We start from the raw sequence: 18374 nt of genomic DNA, 5'->3' as shown, positions 1-18374 counted from the left end.
GTCAGTTTCTCCAGTCAATGAGACATTCAATGGCATCCAAATCGAAAACAGGCATTCCGGTCATCTCTTTCATCTTCTTGCGCTCGCTGTAGGAGTCATCAATAAAAATGGATGGCTTTTCATTTTTAATATATTTGTGCTTGTCGTCCTCTTTTGTAATATGAACGATGTCGCTGAAGATGCTGCGGTCCACCTTTAAATGAGTCAACGTTTCTCTGATATCCCTTGCATGCTTCGTAATAAGGACCAGCTCGATGTCCTTGTTGATGCACTGATAAATGAACATCATAACCAATGGGTTGATTTTCTCATCCTTTGTAATCGCATCATCAAAATCAATAAATACCCGCTCATACTCAAAATCCAGTGTAAAACGATTGATCAGCGCCCGGTCGACTTCGATCGTAAAATGATTTTCGATCACATCGAGCTTGTACTCCTGACGATCAAACAGGCTCAGCAGCGGAAAGTTAATGCCTTTATTGCGGTACAGGCTCATCGTTCCGGCGATTCGCGGTGAGATCTCCAACAGCTTGAACTCGCCGTGTCGATCCTCCTTCACTTGAAAGAACCACATGCCTCGGAAATTCAGCTTCTGATTGATCTCTTCTGCTATCTTCCGAACGACAGCCGTCGGTTCCAGAGAAGCCGAGTTCACACTGATCCCGCTCTTGATCCGTTTTCGTTCACGCATCCCGACAAACTTCAGCTCACGGTTAAAATCAGAAAAACAGTCGATCGTATATTCCTTGCCCGGAAGATACTCGAGTGCAAGCAGATCTTTATTTTTCTCCATATGGTACTCCAGCTCGCTGCGTGTTTTCGCCAGAGCCACCCCTTTAGAGCCCTGACCGACATCCGGCTTTAAGAACACCGGATATCCAGCAATATCATCAGCTGTTCGGTACATGGCCGGGACAAAGTGAGAATCAGCGAAATACTCGTACGTTTTCTTTTTCGAGCGGCAGATCTCGCATGTTTCTTTTGGCGAGGTGATCACTTCAGCATCGAGCACATCCTGATGCTGGGCGAGCTTTAAGACCGCACTGTCATGAGCGGGAAAGATATAGTCGATGTGATGCCTCTTCACGACTTCATTGATGTGATCGATGAAATCCGGAGCGTCGATGTTCGGAATTCCATCAATATAGTGTTGATAAACATACTTTCCGTGATCGGAAACACTTGACCCGCCGAATAACTTGTACCCCTTTACAAATCGAAGGGCGTTGTTAATCTCAAGGCCGATCTCAGAACCGCAGGGAAAAACCAGGACATTCTTCTTCAAAACTGCAGACACCTCTTTTTACGTTGGTTATTATCGAAACCTTATAAAGACTGTTGTTGAATATCTTTCTTATCGGGCATGTTGATGCTTGAAAAGGACCCTCAAGTCTTTTTTTCTATAGCAGGGGGGCGCTGGCGATGTTAAGAGCCGGCTGATTTGAAGCAAATGGGGTTCATAAAGCGGTTCAGCCCCCCTCACCCAAGCTGCTTTTACTTAAACACAAGTTCAGCTATTGTTTTCGCCGCATTTCCTTCTTCAAGAGAACAGTATTCCTTATAGAAGTCTTCATATTTTTGAGCATATTGAGCACTCACTGAATCAATGTTTTCTATCGCGTCGAGCAGGTCATCACTTGTCCGGATGATCGGACCAGGAAGATCCCTCGCCATGTCCAAATAGAAGCCGCGGATGTTGTCCCTGTACGATTCAAAGTCGTACGCAAAGAACAGGATCGGTTTCCTTGAGTTGGCATAATCAAAGAACACGGAGGAATAGTCCGTAATGAGCAGATCAGACAGCGTGTACAGCTCCTGGATGTCATCATACTTGGAAAAATCATAGACAAAGCCTTTGTATTTCGGATCGATCTCCAGCATTTCCGATACGAGATGATGCATGCGCAGAACGAGAACATAATCCTCACCCAGCCTTTGATACATATCCCCAAGGTTAAACGGCAGAGTAAACGTATGATCCCAGGAATTCGCCATCTCATTGTCACGCCATGTCGGGGCATAAAGAATGACCTTTTTGGACGCAGGAATGAGGAGTTTTTCCTTGAGCCTTTGCGCCTTGGAAGATGTATCCCCCTGATAAAAAATATCATTCGCCGGATACCCGGCCTCCAGCACCTTCTTATCGAATTTAAACGCTCGTTTAAAAATATCACTGGAATACTTGTTGGCCGCCACGAGGTAGTCCCAGTTCCGCGATTCGATATAGAAGTTTTCACGGGCCAGTGTTTCAGGCCCTTCGATCTCAATATCAAAACCCAGCTTCTTCAGCGGTGTACCGTGCCACGTTTGCAGGTAGACGTTCCCTTCCCGCTTTCGGTGGATCGGCAGGATGATGTTGCTTACCCAATACTTTGCGCGCGCCAAAAATTTGTAATACTCCTCGGAGCTGCGGTTCACGATGATCGGATTGCCTGGAATACATTCCGGATTCGGACCTGAATAGGACCAGACGAAAATGTAGTCTTTGAACCGGCTGTTCTGAATCATCTCTTCATATATGTACTTTGGGTTTCCGGAATAGTTTTTCCCCAGGAAGCTCTCAAAGAAAACCATCCTGGTGTTCAGCTTTTCCCTTTCACACACTTCATTAAAGATGCTTTTTCCTTTCGCGATCTGAAAGGTTCTCGCATACTGGTTCTTGTCGGTATACCAGAGAGCCAGGCTATTTTTTCCCATCGTCGCGTAAAGGACCGCCACATGCTCATCGTTCAGCTGTGCCGTTTCAAGGTAACGGTACTCTTCCCGCTCATAGCTTCTGAAGCCTTGCGTGTTCATGATTTCACGGTGAATGAGGTTGTTTTTATCGTCCCTGAGCTGGAAAAAAACGTCCCAGCGAGAGTTCATCGCGAGTGCGCTTCTCAGCTTTTCAATGAAAATCATTCCATTGAAGGTGTACATGTTCCCGCTGCCCGGTTTCTTCTTAAGCTCAAACTTGTAGCCGAATCCCTGGCGCGTATCCCTTCTGACAAGCACCATCTCAACGGTTGCCGGCTTCATCTCCTCCAGCGGTTCCACTTCACCCGCAAGATAGAAGTTGTTCCCCATCGGTTTGATCTCCTGGAGCGTGCAGCGGAACGAGGTTTTTTCCGTCATCAGTGAAAGGTTATTCCGAATCGTTTTATAGAAACGAAGCTTCTTCTTTCGTTCTTCATCAATATGCTCAAACAGCGGAACATCATGGTTATGTGCAATCCGTGTCTGCAGTGTCCTGTTGAACAGGTAGCTTTTCAGGTAAAAATCCATCTTTCCTGCATCCGCCATCTCGTGCAATTCGTTCAGGTTGATGTACGCCTTGTTCCCTTGAATCTCACTCTGCAGCCTTCGCCCCGTCGCCTTGTCCTTGAGTACAAGATATGTTTTACCGGACAGGTGGCTTAACTGATCAAACATAACCTTCAGCTTGCGGTTGTCTTCTATCTCGATATGACTGATTCGATGGCCAAGCATCAGCTTCTTCATGGCGTTTTTGATAAAGACTCTCAATCGTTCTTCCTCCCCTATACCGTTTCAGATCGTTAAGACGGCGATACATGAGAAGGAGCTATTCTGCAGACACAGAATACCCCCTTCCTCTTTTTATTTCTGCGCGTTCACATAGGCTTGTGTCTGATAGCTGCCGTCTTGGATGTTCTTGATCCAGTCCTTGTTGTTCAAGTACCATTCGATGGTTTTAACGATGCCGTCGTCAAATTTCGTATCCGGCTCCCAGCCCAGCTCCTGTTTAATCTTCTCCGGGTTGATGCCGTACCGGCGGTCATGGCCTTTGCGGTCGGTCACATACGTGATCATCTGTTCAGAAATATTCGCATCCACCCGGGTCTGAAGGTATCCGATGATCGTCTTCATAATGTCGATGTTGGTGCGCTCGTTATGCCCGCCGATGTTGTATACCTCCCCCGGCTTTCCGCTGTTGATGACCATGTCGATCGCCTTGCAATGATCCTCAACATACAGCCAGTCACGGATGTTCAATCCATCCCCGTATAAAGGAAGCTCCCTTCCGTTCAGGCAGTTAGTGATGATGAGCGGAATCAGCTTCTCCGGAAACTGATACGGCCCATAGTTGTTGGAGCAGCGTGTAATGTTGACAGGCATTTTATATGTGTCAAAATAAGCCTTCACCATAAGATCAGACGAAGCCTTGCTCGAAGAATACGGACTGTGCGGATCGATCGGCGTGCTTTCTTCAAAGAATCCTATCTCTCCCAGCGAACCGTACACCTCATCGGTAGACACGTGAAGAAACTTTTTGCCCTCTTTATAGAGGTCCTCCCCAAAAGACCAGCTTTTCTTCGCCAGATTCAGCAGGTTCAATGTACCGAGGACGTTTGTTTTCACAAAAACTTCCGGATCTTCAATGCTTCGGTCCACGTGGGACTCTGCGGCAAAATTCACTACATAATCAATATCATATTGGTTAAAGACATCTTCCAGGCTCTTGTCACAGATGTCAGCCTGAATGAAATGATAGTTTGCATGACTATCAAACTCTTTAACGTTTTCCGGGTTTCCCGCATAGGTCAATTTATCTACATTGATGATTTTTATGCTGTCATACTTGTTCAGCATGTAATGGATAAAGTTAGCGCCGATAAAACCGGCACCGCCTGTTACTAAGTATGTTTTCATCTCTTCACACCTCTTACTGAATTTCTGACAAATGCCTGCTCTGGTCTGTCAGGCGGATTAAATATTGTCCGTAGTCTGTCTTTTTCAAAGGTTCCGCAAGGGCTAGCAGCTGTTGTTCATTGATGTATCCCTTTCGGTATGCGATTTCTTCGATGCAGGCGATATAAAGCCCCTGGCGGTTTTGCACGGCCTCGACAAAATTGCTCGCCTTCAGCAGACTGCTGTGTGTGCCGGTATCCAGCCATGCCATTCCGCGTCCCAGCACCTGCACCTTTAATCGTCCTCGCCTTAAATATTCCTCATTAATGGAGGTGATCTCAAGCTCCCCCCGATGACTCGGTTCCACATTTTTCGCGATTTCCACAACATCATTATCATAGAAATAAAGGCCTGGAACCGCATAGTTCGACCGGGGATACGCAGGCTTTTCCTCCAGCGCCACTGCTTTACCGGTACTATCAAATTCGACAACGCCATAGTCTTCAGGATTCATTACATAATAGCCGAACACGACGGCACCATCATCCACGGATACAGCGCGCGAGAGCGTCTCCGAGAACCCTTGTCCATAGAAAATATTGTCGCCCAGCACAAGTGCCACCTTATCGAAGCCAATAAACTCTTCTCCGATGATGAAGGCCTCTGCAAGCCCCCTCGGCTCTTCCTGGACGGCATACGACAAGGATAGCCCGAGGCTGCTTCCATCCGAAAGCAGTTCCTTAAACTGTCGGATGTCCTGCGGTGTGGAGATGATCAGAATCTCTTTAATCCCCGCCAGCATCAATACAGACAGCGGATAATAGATCATAGGTTTATCATAGATCGGAACCAATTGTTTTGATATCGATTTTGTAATCGGATACAACCTTGTGCCTGAACCGCCTGCTAATATAATTCCTTTCAATACAGCCACCCCACTCACAAATTTGACCTCTGAAACAAGTTAAGAATTTTATATTTTTTTGTAGAAATCGTTAAAACATTGTAAGACTTTTTTTAATTTTTAGGTTTTTCCATGAAAAAATATACCATATTTTCAGATTTTTATATAGAAATATCTATTTTTTCAATTGATAGATTTTAATACCATTGGCCTATTCAACACACTTGCATAGATATTGTCTGATTAAGGAACAAAAACAGTAAAAGTGCCAGCCCTTGTTATTTAACATAAAAATAGTGAGTTTCCATGTAAAATACTTCATAATTTTTAATATAGTGGGATAATTGATTAGTAATTTTTACATAGGTCAAAAGGGGGTGTTTTAATGCGTGCAAGGTTACAAAATGAAGCGGGGTTGTTAAAGAAGTAAAGATTGGTTTTAGCTGGACTACTTTTTTCTTTGGTTTCTTTCCCGTTCTTTTCAGAGGTGATCTGAAATGGGCAGCCATTATGTTTATTACTGGACTGCTTGCCGGTATTTTTACTGTTGGATTTGGTGCTTGGATTCCTGGAATTATATTTTCTTTTATTTATAACAAAATTAATATTAAAGATTTATTGGAAAAAGGATACCGTCCTGCTGACGAGCAAACACAGTCAGAGCTTCAGGCTCGGGGAATCATTACGACTGCTGTCTCAGGACAGAATGTTGGAGCGTAAATGCTATAGCTAATCACTTTCATGTGATTAGCTTTTCTTGTGAAATTAAAACCAAGGTAAAAGGGAGATCGCAAAGTGGGGATGTTTTTTGGATTTACAAGTTTAATTGCTCTATTCGTTTTTGTTATCCTGGCTCTTATTGGCCGCGTTAAAAAGAATGGAAAAGCTAAGAAGAATTTTTTAATTGCTGGGGTTTGCATGGTCGTTTTTATAGCAGCAGTCTCACTAGATAGTGCAAATGATACAACACAGACTGCCAGTACAAATAATAAGGCAGTAAAAAAAGACACTGAAGAAGAAAAAGCGAAGAAAGCAGAAGCTAAAGCTAAAGACGAGGCTAAACAGAAAGCAGCGGCTGAACAAAAAGCGAAGGAAGAAGCTAAAGCAAAAGCAGAAGCCGAGCAAAAGGCAAAGGCCGAGGCTGAAGCAAAGAAGAAAGCAGAAGCGGCAGCTAAAGCCAAAGCAGCTGCAATAGCAAAACGTAAAGCTGATGCTTTGAAAATATCTGGTAATGGAGACACATCAACTAAAACGATCAAACTTGACCCAGGTTTTGTCGTTTTTGAAGCGAGATATACCGGTTCGCAAAATTTCATTGTCAGTCTTCTTGATGAGAATGGAAGCCAGGTGGATCTCCTGGTCAATACCATTGGATCCTATCACGGTAAACGCTTTGTTGCTATTCCGTATTCCAGATGGCGGTAATTATATGTTTAATGTCAAAGCAAGCGGTTCATGGACCATCCAGGGAAGCCAGGATATTCCGAAAGAGGAAAAGGGAACAATCAGCGGTAATGGAGACGATGTTAGATTTGTACGGATGAACTCTGGTGCCAGAACACTTCACACTTTCACACTCCGGCAGTGAAAACTTCATTGTTAAGATCAACGATTCCGTTCTTTTGGCTAACGAGATCGGTAATTATCACGGCTCCACGGTTGAAAGCATACCGGATGACTCTGTTTATGCGATTGGAATTCAAGCCAATGGGCCTTGGAAGATTAGTATTAAATAAGTGAATAATGAAAATCGGGCCGCTTTCATGCATTGCGGTCCGTTTTTCATTGTTTCATTTTAGTCTACTTCCTCAATTCCTGCATTCCGGTTTGTATCAATGCTTTATTTGTTAGTTTGAACCGCAATATGCGCTCCAATGCTTCATCAATCCGCTGTTCTGAAATTTTATGAGATTGTACGGCCGATAAGATGCCATTGTACACTTCTTTCTGGCTTTGCAGCGTATGGCAGACAAGCAGCAGGTCGGCTCCTGTTTCAATCGCTTTATATCCTAAGTCTTCATTGCTGTAATATCTGTGAACAGCTCCCATCTCCAGGTCATCCGTGACAACAATTCCCTTAAAGCCAAGCTGCTTGCGCAATAGATCGATTTTGATTTTAAACTCGCCGGATTCTCCTGTTTCACTTAACAGAGACAGGCACTCCCTTTATCATATGTACAAATGATCATTAGTATTAAAGGCCATAGATGGTCTGCCTTTTAGGAATTATTTTTCGATAAAGGCAGGGAAAAATAATCGTAATAAAAAGGAAAGAGTGTGCATTTTTTTGCAGCCTCTTTCCTGTTTTACTGTTTTACCATCGTATGAAGCGTTAAAAAAAGAGCCGACTCCTTTTTTATGGGTCAGCTCCTCTGCTGTTCCAAACCATCGAAAACGTGCTTCCGTTCGGACTGCTTTCCTTTAAAATCAAATTACCGCCGAGCGCTTTCGCAAGCATCCTGCTGAAAGGAAGGCCAAGACCAAGGCCGCGTACCTTCAGCTTTTTCTTTTCGCCGCGGAAAAAACGTTCGAAAATGTAAGGCTGTTCGTTTTCAGGAATGCCTGTGCCGGTGTCAGCTACATCAATGCTTCTTTCAGAAACACTTACTGTGATGCGGCCGTTTCCGTTCATCGCCTGTACCGCATTATTGAGCAGGTTGATAAGGATCTGCTGCAGGCGGAGGGGATCCGTTTTTTTATAGATGAGTTCGTCTGGCACATTGACGGAGCAATGTATATCAGATTGCTGGGTAACGCTCCACTCCCGAATAATAATAGGAATAAGTTCGTTCAGATTGCAGGTTTCCGGATGAATCGTAAATGCGCCTGCAGAAAGCGAGTTGAAGTCGAGCAGATCCGCAATCATCGTCTGGAGACGGCCGATTTCTTTTAAAGTAATATCGAGAAATTCCTGCCGTTCCTCACCTGTCACAATTCCGTCCCTCACTGCCTGGATCAGGCCGCTTATTGAAGTGACAGGCGTTTTCAGATCATGCGTCACGCCAGCCAACAGCTCTGCCCTCAGCTTCTCAAGCTGGGTCAGACGCTGGGTCATTTCTTCAAACGAGGTGACCAAGTCATAGATCTCCTGCGGATCTCACCATATTCTTGAGACCAGCCGGAAAGTGCCTGTCTTATGCGCTTCACCGCAAGATCAACGGCCCTGTCGCTGCCCTCATAATCCACGCCCCACACCTGGTCAAGAGTTCGTCTCTTGTGAATGTACGGTTAGGCCGTTCTGCGAGGAAGAGAAGAAGGGACAAATCCTTCGGCGTCAAAAAAACGGATTCCCCGTCAACCTTCACAAGACGGGATACTGCATGAATGCTTAAGTTTCCGAATTGCGTCCGGTCATCAGACTTCAGCACTTTCGAGGACCTGCGCAATACGGCATTGAGTCTCGCGATCACCTCTTCGCCGACGAAAGGCTTGGAAATGTAGTCATCAGCACCCTGATTCAATCCCTTTAATTTATAGTCAATATCACCGAGATCAGTCAGCGTAATGACAGGGCAGGCACTGCTTTTCCGGATCTCCTCAAGGACACCCCAGCCATCCAGCTCAGGGAGCATCACATCAAGAAGAACAAGTTCCGGCGTGTGCTCTTTGAATTTGGCTGCAGCCTCAAGGCCGTTAAATGCATGCTGCACCTCATAGCCCTCATGCTTTAAATAAACCGTCAGAACCCTGGAAATCGTTTCTTCATCTTCCGCAACTAAAATGGTTTTATTCATGGCGTCCTCCTCTACCCTTTCACTATACAAGAAAAATCCCTGGAGAGAAATGCCAGGGATCCTTACTCATTAAATGCCTGTCGCTGCTGAATCTGTTCTGTTTTGGCCTTGATCAGCGCCGTCAGCCGCACCGCCATCTCTATCAAAGCCGCGTCCGCCATGTCCATGTCCTTTGCCGAATCCGCCACCACCAAATCCTTTTATGCCGAAGCCATCGCCGCCCAGCACATTTTATCAGGATTTTTGTCTTTGATTTCTTGTAATAAATCCCTCGTTGTTTTGTTTGTTGTTGAGATGTTCAGGTCCTTCGCGAGTTTTTTCACTTTTAGATCCATCACTTCAGAAGCAATTTGCCGGATGGACTTGCCATCAATTTTAATATTAAATTTTTTGGCTTCAGCTTTTACTTTCGCTGACTGAACTTCCTGTGCTGCCTGACGGATATCTTTACCTGTCAGGGAAATGCCATACTTTTTCGCATCCTTCTTCTCTTGTGCTGTGAACACATCCTGCTGCAGGGTCTGTACATCTTTACCGGATGTGCCAACACCAAGTTCCTTCGCCTTCTTCGTCAGCGCTGCTTTTTGAACATCCTGTCTCAACGTCTGTTCATCCTTGCCTGCTGTCGCAACTCCGAGTGCCTTGGCTTCTTTCTTCAGTTTTGCCAAGTGAATATCATTCATCAGAGTTTCAGCGGTTTTGCCTTTTATAGAAGCACCCAGTTTCTTCGCCTGATTTTGAAGCCTTTTCAACTCAACTTCTTGAGCAAGCTTGTCAATGGTCTTTCCGGAAGTACTGATGCCAAGTTTCTTCGCTTCCTGTTTCAGGGTCAGATCTCTAATTTCTTTCATTAATGTGTCTGCATCTTTACCGGAAGTGGAAATACCAAGTGATTTTGCTTTCGCCAAAAGCCCGTCTGGATTTCCACCAAAGAAACCTCCATGGCCTCCACGTGCGCCGAATCCTCCAAACCCAAGCTTCATGCCACCAAAATCAGGCTTGGCTTGCTGTGAAGCTGTGCTGCTTTGCTCTGTTTTGGCTGTAGTGTTATTCGCAGCAAAAGCGGTTGATGCTGCATAACCTCCAACTAAAACTGAACCCGCGATGGTAAATGTTAAAACTGACTTATTCACTTTCATTTTCATTCCTCCTAAGTATGTGGCAAGGATCTTGCTTGCTGAACCTTATACCCATACTTTACTGGGCGAATGTGTCAGGAAAATGTCAGGTGGAGGGATTTGAGAAAAATTAATTTTAGGGGCTTGATTGAAAAAAGCCTTGGATTGATTGGGTTGGGAATTTGTGGTTTGTGTCGGTTTTGAGTCAATGGTCAATTGCTACTCGCTGAAAAACGTAGTACAGACATAGTCTTGCGAAAGAACGAGGTAGGACTCTATAGCGTATTTCGGCGGCTGTATGTATTGATACATATTAAAAATGGGTAAGGAGTACTTTTGCTGACGCGTTTTCATAGAGTCAATGCGGTACATATTTCATAAACGTGTGTATGAAATATCGCTTCAAGGTTCTATCTATAGAAGAAATCCCAAAGACTTATGTCTTTGGGGTTTCTCCAGGAAAGGGGTGCTGAATTAAGATTTTATCAATCCTTAATCCAGCACATTAAAAACTTATTTATTAACAGTTAAACCTGCTTTTTGAATAATTCCTGCAAGGTCTTTAATGTCAGCAGTTTCTTTTGTCTCCACTGTTGTTAATTTTGTTACAGCAGAAGAATCAGCCACAGTAAGGACAAGTTTTCCTTCTGCCGAAACTGTTGCTCCTTCAATTGCCACGGAAGCACCTTTGCTGTCATAAAGTTTTACTTCATCTGCAACATCAGAACCTAACGCAAGTGCAGAAAGAGCTTCTGAATAAGTTACAGTAATTTCATCAAGATCTGTAGCTAAAATTGATTTTGCTTCTGGAGCAGTGTTGTCTTCAATATCAATAGTTTTAATGAAAGGATTGCTAACTTTGTTGTCTAATGTTTGTACTCCAGTAACACGGAATACAGCTTTAGTATCACTAGTTTTTACAAATCCTGCTGGAAGAGTGATTACCACTTTCGATTGAACTACTCCATTGCTATCCTGAGCAAATTCAATTTTTGTATCTGAAGGTAAAGTGACTCCATTAACTTGGTAAGATGCTGGATTTAATGCAGAACCAGTTCCAGTTGCTTTTACTTTTGCTCCAAAATCTACAGTAACAATATTGTCAGCTTCAGTTACATCTGCAATAGTAAACGTTGTTTCAACTGGCTTTCCAGCTTCTGTTACATCAACCATAAAGGAGTATTTAGTGTTTTTATTAGCTGCAAGAGACTTGTCAGTTACGAATCCTTCTGATAAATCGAAGCTGTACTTATCCGCAGTTAAACCATTTGCAAGAGTAAACACAACTTTTTTGTTATCGTCTACTTTTACTAATGGAGTAGCTACATTAGCTAGGGACATGATTTCACCCTTAGAATTCACCACATAAACTTTAGAAGCGTCTAGGGAAGTTACTTCTTCGTTAAATGTTAATTCAAATGCAGTTACTTTACCATTAACTACTGTAGTTGCTACGTTTGATACAGCTGGAGCAGTTGTATCTTTAGCAAGGGTAACAGACTTTGTAATTTCATTTGCATTAGAATTGCCTAAAGAATCTTGAAGCGCATCTTTAGCTACTGTTAATGTTACTGTGTCAGTGCTTCCATTTTTGAATAGGTAGCTGCTGTTCAATGTAACAGTGTACTCTTTTTTATTTTCAGGATTAACTACTGCGCTTGAGAAGATATCAGTAGTAAACGTTCCAACTTTAGCAGATAAAACTAATGAATCATTTTTTAATTCTTTATCTAATGTTACTTTAACTTTATTTTCACCTGCTGGTACTACACTTGTGATAGATGGTGCAACATTGTCTACAGAAACTGTAACAGGAGCTGATTGAACATCTTTCATGTTGCCAGCTGCATCAGAAGCATTTACAACTGTTAAATCGTACGCTTTAGTTGCATCAAGGTCTACATTAATTGTAGTTGTGTTACCAACAATTACAGGTGTGTAGTTTTGGTTACCAATTTTCACAGTGTCAATAGAAGAAACATCTTCGTTAAAAGTTAAGGTAACAGATTTAATTCCATCTTTTGTGTCCTTAACTGTAGCTTTAGCAGAAGAAAGAACTGGAGCAGCAGTGTCACTAACTGTTACCTTTTGGTTAACTGGGCTAACAAATTGACCGCTTACAGCTTTAACAATTTCAAAAGGAACCTTTACTGTATACTCACCTTTAAAGTAGTTAGCAGCTTTAAGAGTAAGTGTTTTGCCGTCAGCACTAAGTTCTTGAGTGATTGTACCAGCATCATGAGCATTATCACCAGCAACTACAGTAATTACGTCTGTGTTGTTAGCTTTTAAAGTTTTATCATCAAGAGCTTTGCTGAATGTTACAGTGATTGTTTTAGCGTTAACCGCACTTACAGACTCAACTTTAGGAACTGCAAGTTCAGCTTTTTTAGCTTCGATTGCTTTTCCAGCGTCTTCGATGCGTTTTCCAAGATCAGCTTTTGCAGACTCAGTGTCAACTTTAGCGTAAGAAGAATTTAGCAGCATCAAGAAGTTCTTCAGCAGCTTTTACAGAAGCTTCGTCTTTAAGAGCTTTTACAGCTTCTTCAAGTTTTACAACGTCAGCTGTAGCTGTTTTAACTTCGTTCCACTCGGTTTTGAAATCTCCAAGTGTTTTTTCTGCAGCAGCGATGCGCTTAGAAAGGCTGGATTTTGCAGATGCAGTGTCAACTTTTGCGAAAGAAGCTTTAGCAGCTGTAAGAAGTTTTTCTGCGGTTGCTACAGAAGCTTCATCTTTAAGGCCTTTAACTGCGGACTCAAGAGCTACTACGTCAGCAGTTGCGATTTTAACATCGTTAAGTTCAGCTTCAACAGCTTTGATCTTTTTATCTACTGCAGTTGCAGCAGTTTTAGCTGGAGTTAGGTATTTAGCGTTGAATTGAGCGCTCGGGCTTTCACCGTAAACAGTACCTTTTGCTACCTGCTTAGTGAAGTTCGTTGTCGCTGTTTTAAGAGCAGCTTGATCTTTTTTAGCTCCTGCAAGATCGAAAGAAGCTTTTTTGAGCTCTGCGTTCACGTTGCTAGTAGCAGTTGCTAGAGCAGCACCAAGATCGACTGCTTTGTTATAGTTAGCAGCATAAGTGTGGATGCTTTTCACTGATTTCAAACGGTTCTCTAGAGCCGTTTTTGTTTTGCCTTTGCTAAGCTTTTTAATTTCTGCTACCGCTTTGTTGTATGAAGCCGTAGCTGTTTTGTAAGAGATCTTTTTGAAGCTAAGTTTTTTGGCATTGTAAAGATCTTTTACTTTCTTAGCATCTGCCTCTGCTTTTGTTACTGCTTTAGATGCTGTAGTTGTAGAAGCAGCGAATGTTGCCGGTGCTACAGAAACGAATGCGCTTGCTGCAACAGTCGTTGCTGTCGCGATCTTAAGAGCTTTCTTTTTGTCCATTACCTGAAATTCCCCTTCCTAAATCACAATTATTTTATAAAAATTAATCAGAGAGCAAAAATCTTCCCGGACAAGGAAGCTATGTAACTATATACCTATTGCCAGCTCTAATTAATTTTTAAAACCAAAAGCCTTTGTCGAAAGAGACACCTTTTAGGTATTTAGTTATACCAAAATAGTAATAATATTCCAAACTTGTAATACATTTCATATGATATAACAAATTCCGATAAAAATCTAGTATCATTTATAAACTTAATATGAATTTATAACTAATGACTGTAATAAATTACAATATTAGTAGTTCATTAAGTCTGCTCCTATTTTCTCATCTTCACTTGCTACAAAAGTATTATCGACACTTTTTGTCAGATATTAATAGTTTTCTTACAAAATATTATTCTTTTTTGTTCCATTGTCGAAGAAATAAAAAAGGACTGCCATTTGGCAGTCCTCATTTCTTCCTGATACTATTGTATCTGTTTTATCCAGCCTTTTCCTTCTGCACCTTCAACATAGAGCCAGTTGCTCCACTTTTTTGTTACCTTTACGGTTTGCGGCTTAAGGGCTGCTGCTGTTTTTTTGACCTCAAGCGGCAATGAATACAGCGGTGTTGCAGCTTTCAGCGCCAGCTGTTCGTTGGCTGCTGCCGGATTGAAATCTACCGTATTGCTGTCCTTCTTGATCCAAAGGTCGTAATTGAACTTCGTCTTCACGGCATAATAGCTGCCGTATGATTTAATGGCCTGAACCTCACCCGGATAGAGCTTGCTTGTCGTTTTCTTGGATGCGATCGGTGAATAGTAGAGCGGTGTTGCTTCTTTTACAAGGAATGTTTTTGGCTTGGTATGAAAATCAGTGACCGTGCCTGTAACATAGTTATCTTTAAGGATCCACTTTTTCCCGTAATCCTTGGTGTTGATCCTGAAATAGCTTCCTTTCGTTCCGATCGCCGTTAATTTCTGTGCTTTCAGCTTCGTGCTCGTTTTATACGTGGAACTCGGGCGGTCGTACAGGTTAAACGGAGCAAAGGTTGTGATCACTGTGTTTGTTTTCGTGAATTTCTTCTCCCACAGCTTCTTTCCTTCGTTTGCTACGTAAAGAGCGGCTTTTCGGTTACGGTTCCACTCCTCATTGATGACTGAAACCGGAGGGTTGGTCGCTCCGACGTGATAGCTCAGTTCAGGTGTGAAGCCTGGTCGGCCGTATTGGGTAATGAACCAGTCCTTATAGCCTCCGCCCTTCTTATCGTTATTTGGTTTGACGAGTGTGTATTTGGTCATCGATGCGAAAGCTTTGGCCATCGCATAGTCACGGTTGTAGTTTTCTTTTTTGTTCAGGTAATGCCAGTAAAGGACACGTCCTGACGTGTGATAAGAGATGGTCGCTTCCGGATTGACGTAGGAAGTGAAGTTGTAAAGAAGCTTCGCTTCCGGTGCCTCAAGAGGCTTAGTTCCTTTATACATTTGATAGGAAGGGCTTGGCGCTTCACTTCGCGGAATTTCAGCCCAGCCGGATGGATATTGCCGGTTCAGGTCGATCCCCTGCGCGTTTGATTTCCAGCGTTTAAAGTTCGTGCTCCCTTTGTTCATTTTAATGAGGCCGCTGTGTGCAGATTTCGGAAATTCCTTTAGCCCGGATTGCTGTAGCGTCACTCCATCAGGATTGACCATCGGGACGATCCAAATGGATACATCATTCAGTAGATTACGAACGTTATAGCCTTGGTAGGTTGTATTTCTCTTGTAGGCATCTGCATAGGCATCGACCATTTCCATGGCGATGTTCGTCGTGATCCATTCGCGGGCGTGGTGAGAGGCGTTGTAGAATACTGTGGCATCTCCTTTTCCGAGCTTGATCGCATAGATGGTTCGACCGTACTTTGTTTTGCCGAGTATACGGTATTGGACAAGACCAGGATAGGCTTTCGCCAGTTCCTTCATATCCGCTGTCATTTCTGAGTATGTATAGGTCTGAATCGGGTTGACGTAGCTGGCTGCCGAAGCAGAAGGTGTGAAGCTGAAACCTGACAAGCCGACAAGGACAGCCAATACAAGTGTAAATACTATCTTTTTCATCCTTTTCCCCCTATGGTATGAAGTTTTTTGTTTTTATCCCTAACTCTCTAATTATACTAACAAAGGAATATTCCAGAACATAAGGATAAATACGTATTTTTTTGTCAAATAAAGGTGCCAGGCACCGGCGTTACATACTTGTGTAATCGCGGTGCCTGGCACCTCGATAGTAAGAAGTACACAAACCACAATTTGCGACTAGGTTCTTGTTCTCAAATCTCCATAAAACGCTTTTATGCCCTAGCATAAATTGTATAATGAAGGAAAACAGTGTAGAAAGGAAAGATTTATGAAAAAGTTTCTGAGTTTCCTAGTTATCGGGCTGTTCGTGTTGAGTGCTGTTACTCCGACTTATGCGCTTTCCATGCCTTCCCACCAAAATGCTTTGCTCAAAAAGGTATATAAGGAAAGAAAAGCAAAACAGGCTGTTTTTGTAACAGCAGACAAGGAAGACAAGTTTACAGCCAAGATTACCGCATATGAGAATGTAAAAGGAAAATGGGTAAAGAAATATTCCATGCCTGCTGTTCTCGGGAAAAACGGCATTAGTACAAACAAAAAAGAAGGCGATGGCAAATCACCAGCCGGCATCTATGACATCGGCCGAAGCTTCGGAACGGTGAACAAGCCTTCAGGCGTCAAACTATCATATACGAAAACCGATCAGTATGACTATTGGGTCGACGATGTAACCTCTAAGGATTACAACAAATGGATCGTTTATAAGGGCGATCCTAATAAGCGCTGGAAATCGTTTGAGCGCATGAAGCTTGAACCGTTATATCACTACGGTGCTGTCATTGAGTACAACATGAACCCGATCGTTAAAGGAAAAGGAAGTGCGATCTTCTTTCATGTGTGGCGTGCGTCTGATAAGCCAACCGCCGGCTGTACAGCGGTATCTCAAGATAATGTAGTGAAGCTGCTGAAGTGGATGGACCCTGCGAAAAATCCGGTCTTCATTCAAGGAACAGAAAAACAGATGAAAACAATGTATAAATAGAAGGTTTTGGTTTTGGTGTCATTTGTGGGTGCCAGGCACCGCATTTGAAGGTGCATGGCACCCTTTTAAAATCCAAGAAAAACACGGGGGCTTTTCGATGCTGAAATGGGTTTTGGTGTTTGTCCTGCTCTTTGGAACGATTGGTTACTTTGCCTATAACGCGATCGTCCACTACGGAGCCAACAAGCTGGTGGACCAAGTAGCAGCTGAAATCGTCGATAATAAAGATGCGGACAAGTTGATGGATGATCCTGAAATAGAAAATTACATAAAGGATGGCGGAGATCTTGATGAATTAGCCAAACAGAAGGACCTGCCATTTCATACTAAAGAGGAAGCACTGAAGACCGTCATTAAAAAAGTGGGCATGGATAATCTGAAGGACATGAAGAATAAAGCGCTGGACGGTGTATCACCAGAAGAACGACAGGAGATCGAAGCCACTCTAAACGAAAAGCTGTCCCCAAAAGAAATGGAAGCCTTAAAGCTGGTCGCACTGAAGGAGATTAAAAAACGCCAGCAAGAGGGTTAAAACGGAAAAGGTGCCAGGCACTGGGATTAACTGCGATGACTGGCACCTTCCTATTCTTTATCTTTATACTGTTTTTCACTTGTTTCATCTGCTCGTTTGGATACAATCATCAGGCTCATGATAAAGACAGTAAGGATGGACCCGACAAAACAGCCTGCGATAAACATCAGCATGAGTGAACCTCCAGTACCTCATAAGTGCTATCTTCATATATTACCTAAAGTTTTCGTCACTAAAACAAATATTACGGACTGTGAAGTAGTGAGTAATTCTATCAAGACTGTCGAATCCCATCAACGAAATGTAACGACAACCTATTTAAACACTTGTTTAACACAAAAATTCCCCTTAACATCCACAAGGGGAATTTTTCTTATTTCCCTGATATCAATTAATAAATTCAACCTTCCCCCAGCTATCATCTCTGCCATTACACCTATCAGCAGAAAATGGTCCACCTTACATAGGGAATAAAATTTTTGTCGAAAAATTAATGGGTTGTTCGGCGAAAATGCCTCCAGTAAATCAGCACGGCTATAAGCAATCCTGCTAATCCACCCGTTGCATCAATCATTACATCTTCCACGTGCGGTGAGCGTCCGGAAGTAAAATGCTGATGAATCTCATCCGATGCCGCATAGGCTACCGTCAGGATAAACGACAGAATGAACGTTTTTCCTCTATTAAAGGTAAAGCGAAGCGCTCTGAACAAAAGAAAGGCTAACAAAAAATAGACCGAGAAATGAGCCAGTTTCCGAATGAGGAATTCTACAAAACCAGCAGGTCCGAGCGCCTGCACACTGACTTCCTCCCCGGCATACTCAAATCCTGCGGACGAGAAGAAATCGGCAATCATTTTATGGTCCAAATAATGTGACAGTGTCGGCCGCATGTCCTGTTTTTCATAAGGTGTAGCGGAAGAGTAAAATATACCGCCGGCTACTAAAAGGACCGGCAGCCAGTAAAAGATGAAGCGTTTCATGAA

The 18374-nt window shown here is 43.0% G+C and carries 17 protein-coding genes and 2 pseudogenes; 5 read left to right on the top strand and 14 right to left on the bottom strand.

The features are described 5' to 3' along the window. Position 1: 1 nt before the first annotated feature. The 4 genes from ABHN01_RS04060 to rfbA all read right to left on the bottom strand — a co-directional run bounded on the left by ABHN01_RS04060 (position 2) and on the right by rfbA (position 5557). Complete coding sequence (locus tag ABHN01_RS04060; protein ID WP_429874475.1) at positions 2-1288, bottom strand: ATP-grasp domain-containing protein; 1287 nt, start codon at positions 1286-1288, stop codon at positions 2-4. Positions 1289-1497: 209 nt separating this feature from the next. Next, complete coding sequence (locus ABHN01_RS04055) at positions 1498-3507, bottom strand: CDP-glycerol glycerophosphotransferase family protein (RefSeq protein ID WP_429874474.1); 2010 nt, start codon at positions 3505-3507, stop codon at positions 1498-1500. 93 nt (positions 3508-3600) lie between these two features. Continuing rightward, positions 3601-4653 carry a dTDP-glucose 4,6-dehydratase gene (rfbB, locus tag ABHN01_RS04050; RefSeq protein ID WP_429874473.1) on the bottom strand — a complete coding sequence of 351 codons (1053 nt, stop codon included), beginning with the start codon at positions 4651-4653 and terminating at the stop codon, positions 3601-3603. A gap of 13 nt (positions 4654-4666) precedes the next feature. After that, positions 4667-5557: a glucose-1-phosphate thymidylyltransferase RfbA gene (gene rfbA / locus ABHN01_RS04045; protein ID WP_429874472.1), complete on the bottom strand. Its 891-nt coding sequence runs from the start codon at positions 5555-5557 to the stop codon at positions 4667-4669. A 489-nt stretch (positions 5558-6046) separates the two neighbouring features. Here rfbA and ABHN01_RS04040 point away from each other — a divergent pair, with 489 nt between their 5' ends. The 3 genes from ABHN01_RS04040 to ABHN01_RS04030 all read left to right on the top strand — a co-directional run bounded on the left by ABHN01_RS04040 (position 6047) and on the right by ABHN01_RS04030 (position 7272). Further along, positions 6047-6256 (top strand): hypothetical protein, encoded by a 210-nt coding sequence (locus tag ABHN01_RS04040; protein WP_429874471.1) that lies wholly within the window; start codon positions 6047-6049, stop codon positions 6254-6256. A gap of 75 nt (positions 6257-6331) precedes the next feature. Beyond that, on the top strand, positions 6332-6961 hold the full coding sequence (locus ABHN01_RS04035; protein WP_429874470.1) for a hypothetical protein: 630 nt from the start codon (positions 6332-6334) through the stop codon (positions 6959-6961). A 125-nt stretch (positions 6962-7086) separates the two neighbouring features. After that, complete coding sequence (locus ABHN01_RS04030; protein WP_429874469.1) at positions 7087-7272, top strand: hypothetical protein; 186 nt, start codon at positions 7087-7089, stop codon at positions 7270-7272. 64 nt (positions 7273-7336) lie between these two features. Here the strand turns inward: ABHN01_RS04030 and ABHN01_RS04025 are convergent, their stop codons facing one another. The 8 genes and pseudogenes from ABHN01_RS04025 to ABHN01_RS03990 form a co-directional block, all read right to left on the bottom strand. Next, positions 7337-7636: a glycoside hydrolase family 3 N-terminal domain-containing protein gene (locus ABHN01_RS04025; RefSeq protein ID WP_429874468.1), complete on the bottom strand. Its 300-nt coding sequence runs from the start codon at positions 7634-7636 to the stop codon at positions 7337-7339. Positions 7637-7892: 256 nt separating this feature from the next. Next, positions 7893-8627: pseudogene (locus ABHN01_RS04020) on the bottom strand (sensor histidine kinase); the annotation flags it as partial. After that, positions 8588-9270: pseudogene (locus tag ABHN01_RS04015) on the bottom strand (response regulator transcription factor). The pseudogenes ABHN01_RS04015 and ABHN01_RS04020, both read right to left, overlap by 40 nt. Before the next feature lie 62 nt (positions 9271-9332). Continuing rightward, the gene (locus tag ABHN01_RS04010; RefSeq protein WP_429874467.1) at positions 9333-9458 is read right to left on the bottom strand and encodes a hypothetical protein; all 126 of its coding nucleotides are present in this window, start codon (positions 9456-9458) and stop codon (positions 9333-9335) included. Positions 9459-9470: 12 nt separating this feature from the next. Next, entirely contained in the window at positions 9471-10409 is a 939-nt protein-coding gene (locus ABHN01_RS04005; protein ID WP_429874466.1) for a hypothetical protein, read from the bottom strand. 492 nt (positions 10410-10901) lie between these two features. Then, on the bottom strand, positions 10902-12875 hold the full coding sequence (locus tag ABHN01_RS04000) for a hypothetical protein (protein ID WP_429874465.1): 1974 nt from the start codon (positions 12873-12875) through the stop codon (positions 10902-10904). Then, positions 12850-13776: a hypothetical protein gene (locus ABHN01_RS03995; protein ID WP_429874464.1), complete on the bottom strand. Its 927-nt coding sequence runs from the start codon at positions 13774-13776 to the stop codon at positions 12850-12852. The genes ABHN01_RS04000 and ABHN01_RS03995 overlap by 26 nt, the downstream gene beginning before the upstream one ends. Before the next feature lie 470 nt (positions 13777-14246). Next, positions 14247-15854, bottom strand: coding sequence for a M14 family metallopeptidase (locus tag ABHN01_RS03990; RefSeq protein ID WP_429874463.1), 1608 nt, complete (start codon positions 15852-15854; stop codon positions 14247-14249). Positions 15855-16143: 289 nt separating this feature from the next. Between ABHN01_RS03990 and ABHN01_RS03985 the strand changes: the two genes are divergently transcribed. Together ABHN01_RS03985 and ABHN01_RS03980 are read left to right on the top strand one after the other, a co-directional pair. Next, complete coding sequence (locus tag ABHN01_RS03985) at positions 16144-16857, top strand: L,D-transpeptidase family protein (RefSeq protein WP_290398084.1); 714 nt, start codon at positions 16144-16146, stop codon at positions 16855-16857. A 97-nt stretch (positions 16858-16954) separates the two neighbouring features. Then, positions 16955-17389, top strand: a complete 435-nt coding sequence (locus ABHN01_RS03980) for a hypothetical protein (protein WP_429874462.1) — start codon at positions 16955-16957, stop codon at positions 17387-17389. Between the two features lie 50 nt (positions 17390-17439). Here the strand turns inward: ABHN01_RS03980 and ABHN01_RS03975 are convergent, their stop codons facing one another. Beyond that, positions 17440-17562, bottom strand: coding sequence for a DUF3789 domain-containing protein (locus tag ABHN01_RS03975; protein ID WP_290398082.1), 123 nt, complete (start codon positions 17560-17562; stop codon positions 17440-17442). Positions 17563-17879: 317 nt separating this feature from the next. Continuing rightward, positions 17880-18371, bottom strand: a complete 492-nt coding sequence (locus ABHN01_RS03970) for a VanZ family protein (RefSeq protein ID WP_429874461.1) — start codon at positions 18369-18371, stop codon at positions 17880-17882. Between the last annotated feature and the right edge of the window lie 3 nt (positions 18372-18374).

This window comes from Fictibacillus sp. NRS-1165, from assembly GCF_050468105.1.
In the GTDB taxonomy this organism is placed as follows: Bacteria; Bacillota; Bacilli; order Bacillales; family Fictibacillaceae; genus Fictibacillus_C; species Fictibacillus_C terrinigri.
The sequence above is the reverse complement of the archived record's forward strand: the minus strand, read 5'-3'. Positions and strand labels throughout refer to the sequence as shown.

What these genes read in the sequence shown, in the direction of transcription:
- rfbB (WP_429874473.1), bottom strand. Translation starts at nt 4,653, where the DNA reads ATGAAAACATACTTAGTAACAGGCGGTGCCGGTTTTATCGGCGCTAAC.
- ABHN01_RS04040 (WP_429874471.1), top strand. Translation starts at nt 6,047, where the DNA reads ATGTTTATTACTGGACTGCTTGCCGGTATTTTTACTGTTGGATTTGGT.
- ABHN01_RS04005 (WP_429874466.1), bottom strand. Translation starts at nt 10,409, where the DNA reads ATGAAAGTGAATAAGTCAGTTTTAACATTTACCATCGCGGGTTCAGTT.
- ABHN01_RS04000 (WP_429874465.1), bottom strand. Translation starts at nt 12,875, where the DNA reads ATGCTGCTAAATTCTTCTTACGCTAAAGTTGACACTGAGTCTGCAAAA.
- ABHN01_RS03995 (WP_429874464.1), bottom strand. Translation starts at nt 13,776, where the DNA reads ATGGACAAAAAGAAAGCTCTTAAGATCGCGACAGCAACGACTGTTGCA.
- ABHN01_RS03990 (WP_429874463.1), bottom strand. Translation starts at nt 15,854, where the DNA reads ATGAAAAAGATAGTATTTACACTTGTATTGGCTGTCCTTGTCGGCTTG.
- ABHN01_RS03985 (WP_290398084.1), top strand. Translation starts at nt 16,144, where the DNA reads ATGAAAAAGTTTCTGAGTTTCCTAGTTATCGGGCTGTTCGTGTTGAGT.
- ABHN01_RS03980 (WP_429874462.1), top strand. Translation starts at nt 16,955, where the DNA reads ATGCTGAAATGGGTTTTGGTGTTTGTCCTGCTCTTTGGAACGATTGGT.
- ABHN01_RS03975 (WP_290398082.1), bottom strand. Translation starts at nt 17,562, where the DNA reads ATGCTGATGTTTATCGCAGGCTGTTTTGTCGGGTCCATCCTTACTGTC.
- ABHN01_RS03970 (WP_429874461.1), bottom strand. Translation starts at nt 18,371, where the DNA reads ATGAAACGCTTCATCTTTTACTGGCTGCCGGTCCTTTTAGTAGCCGGC.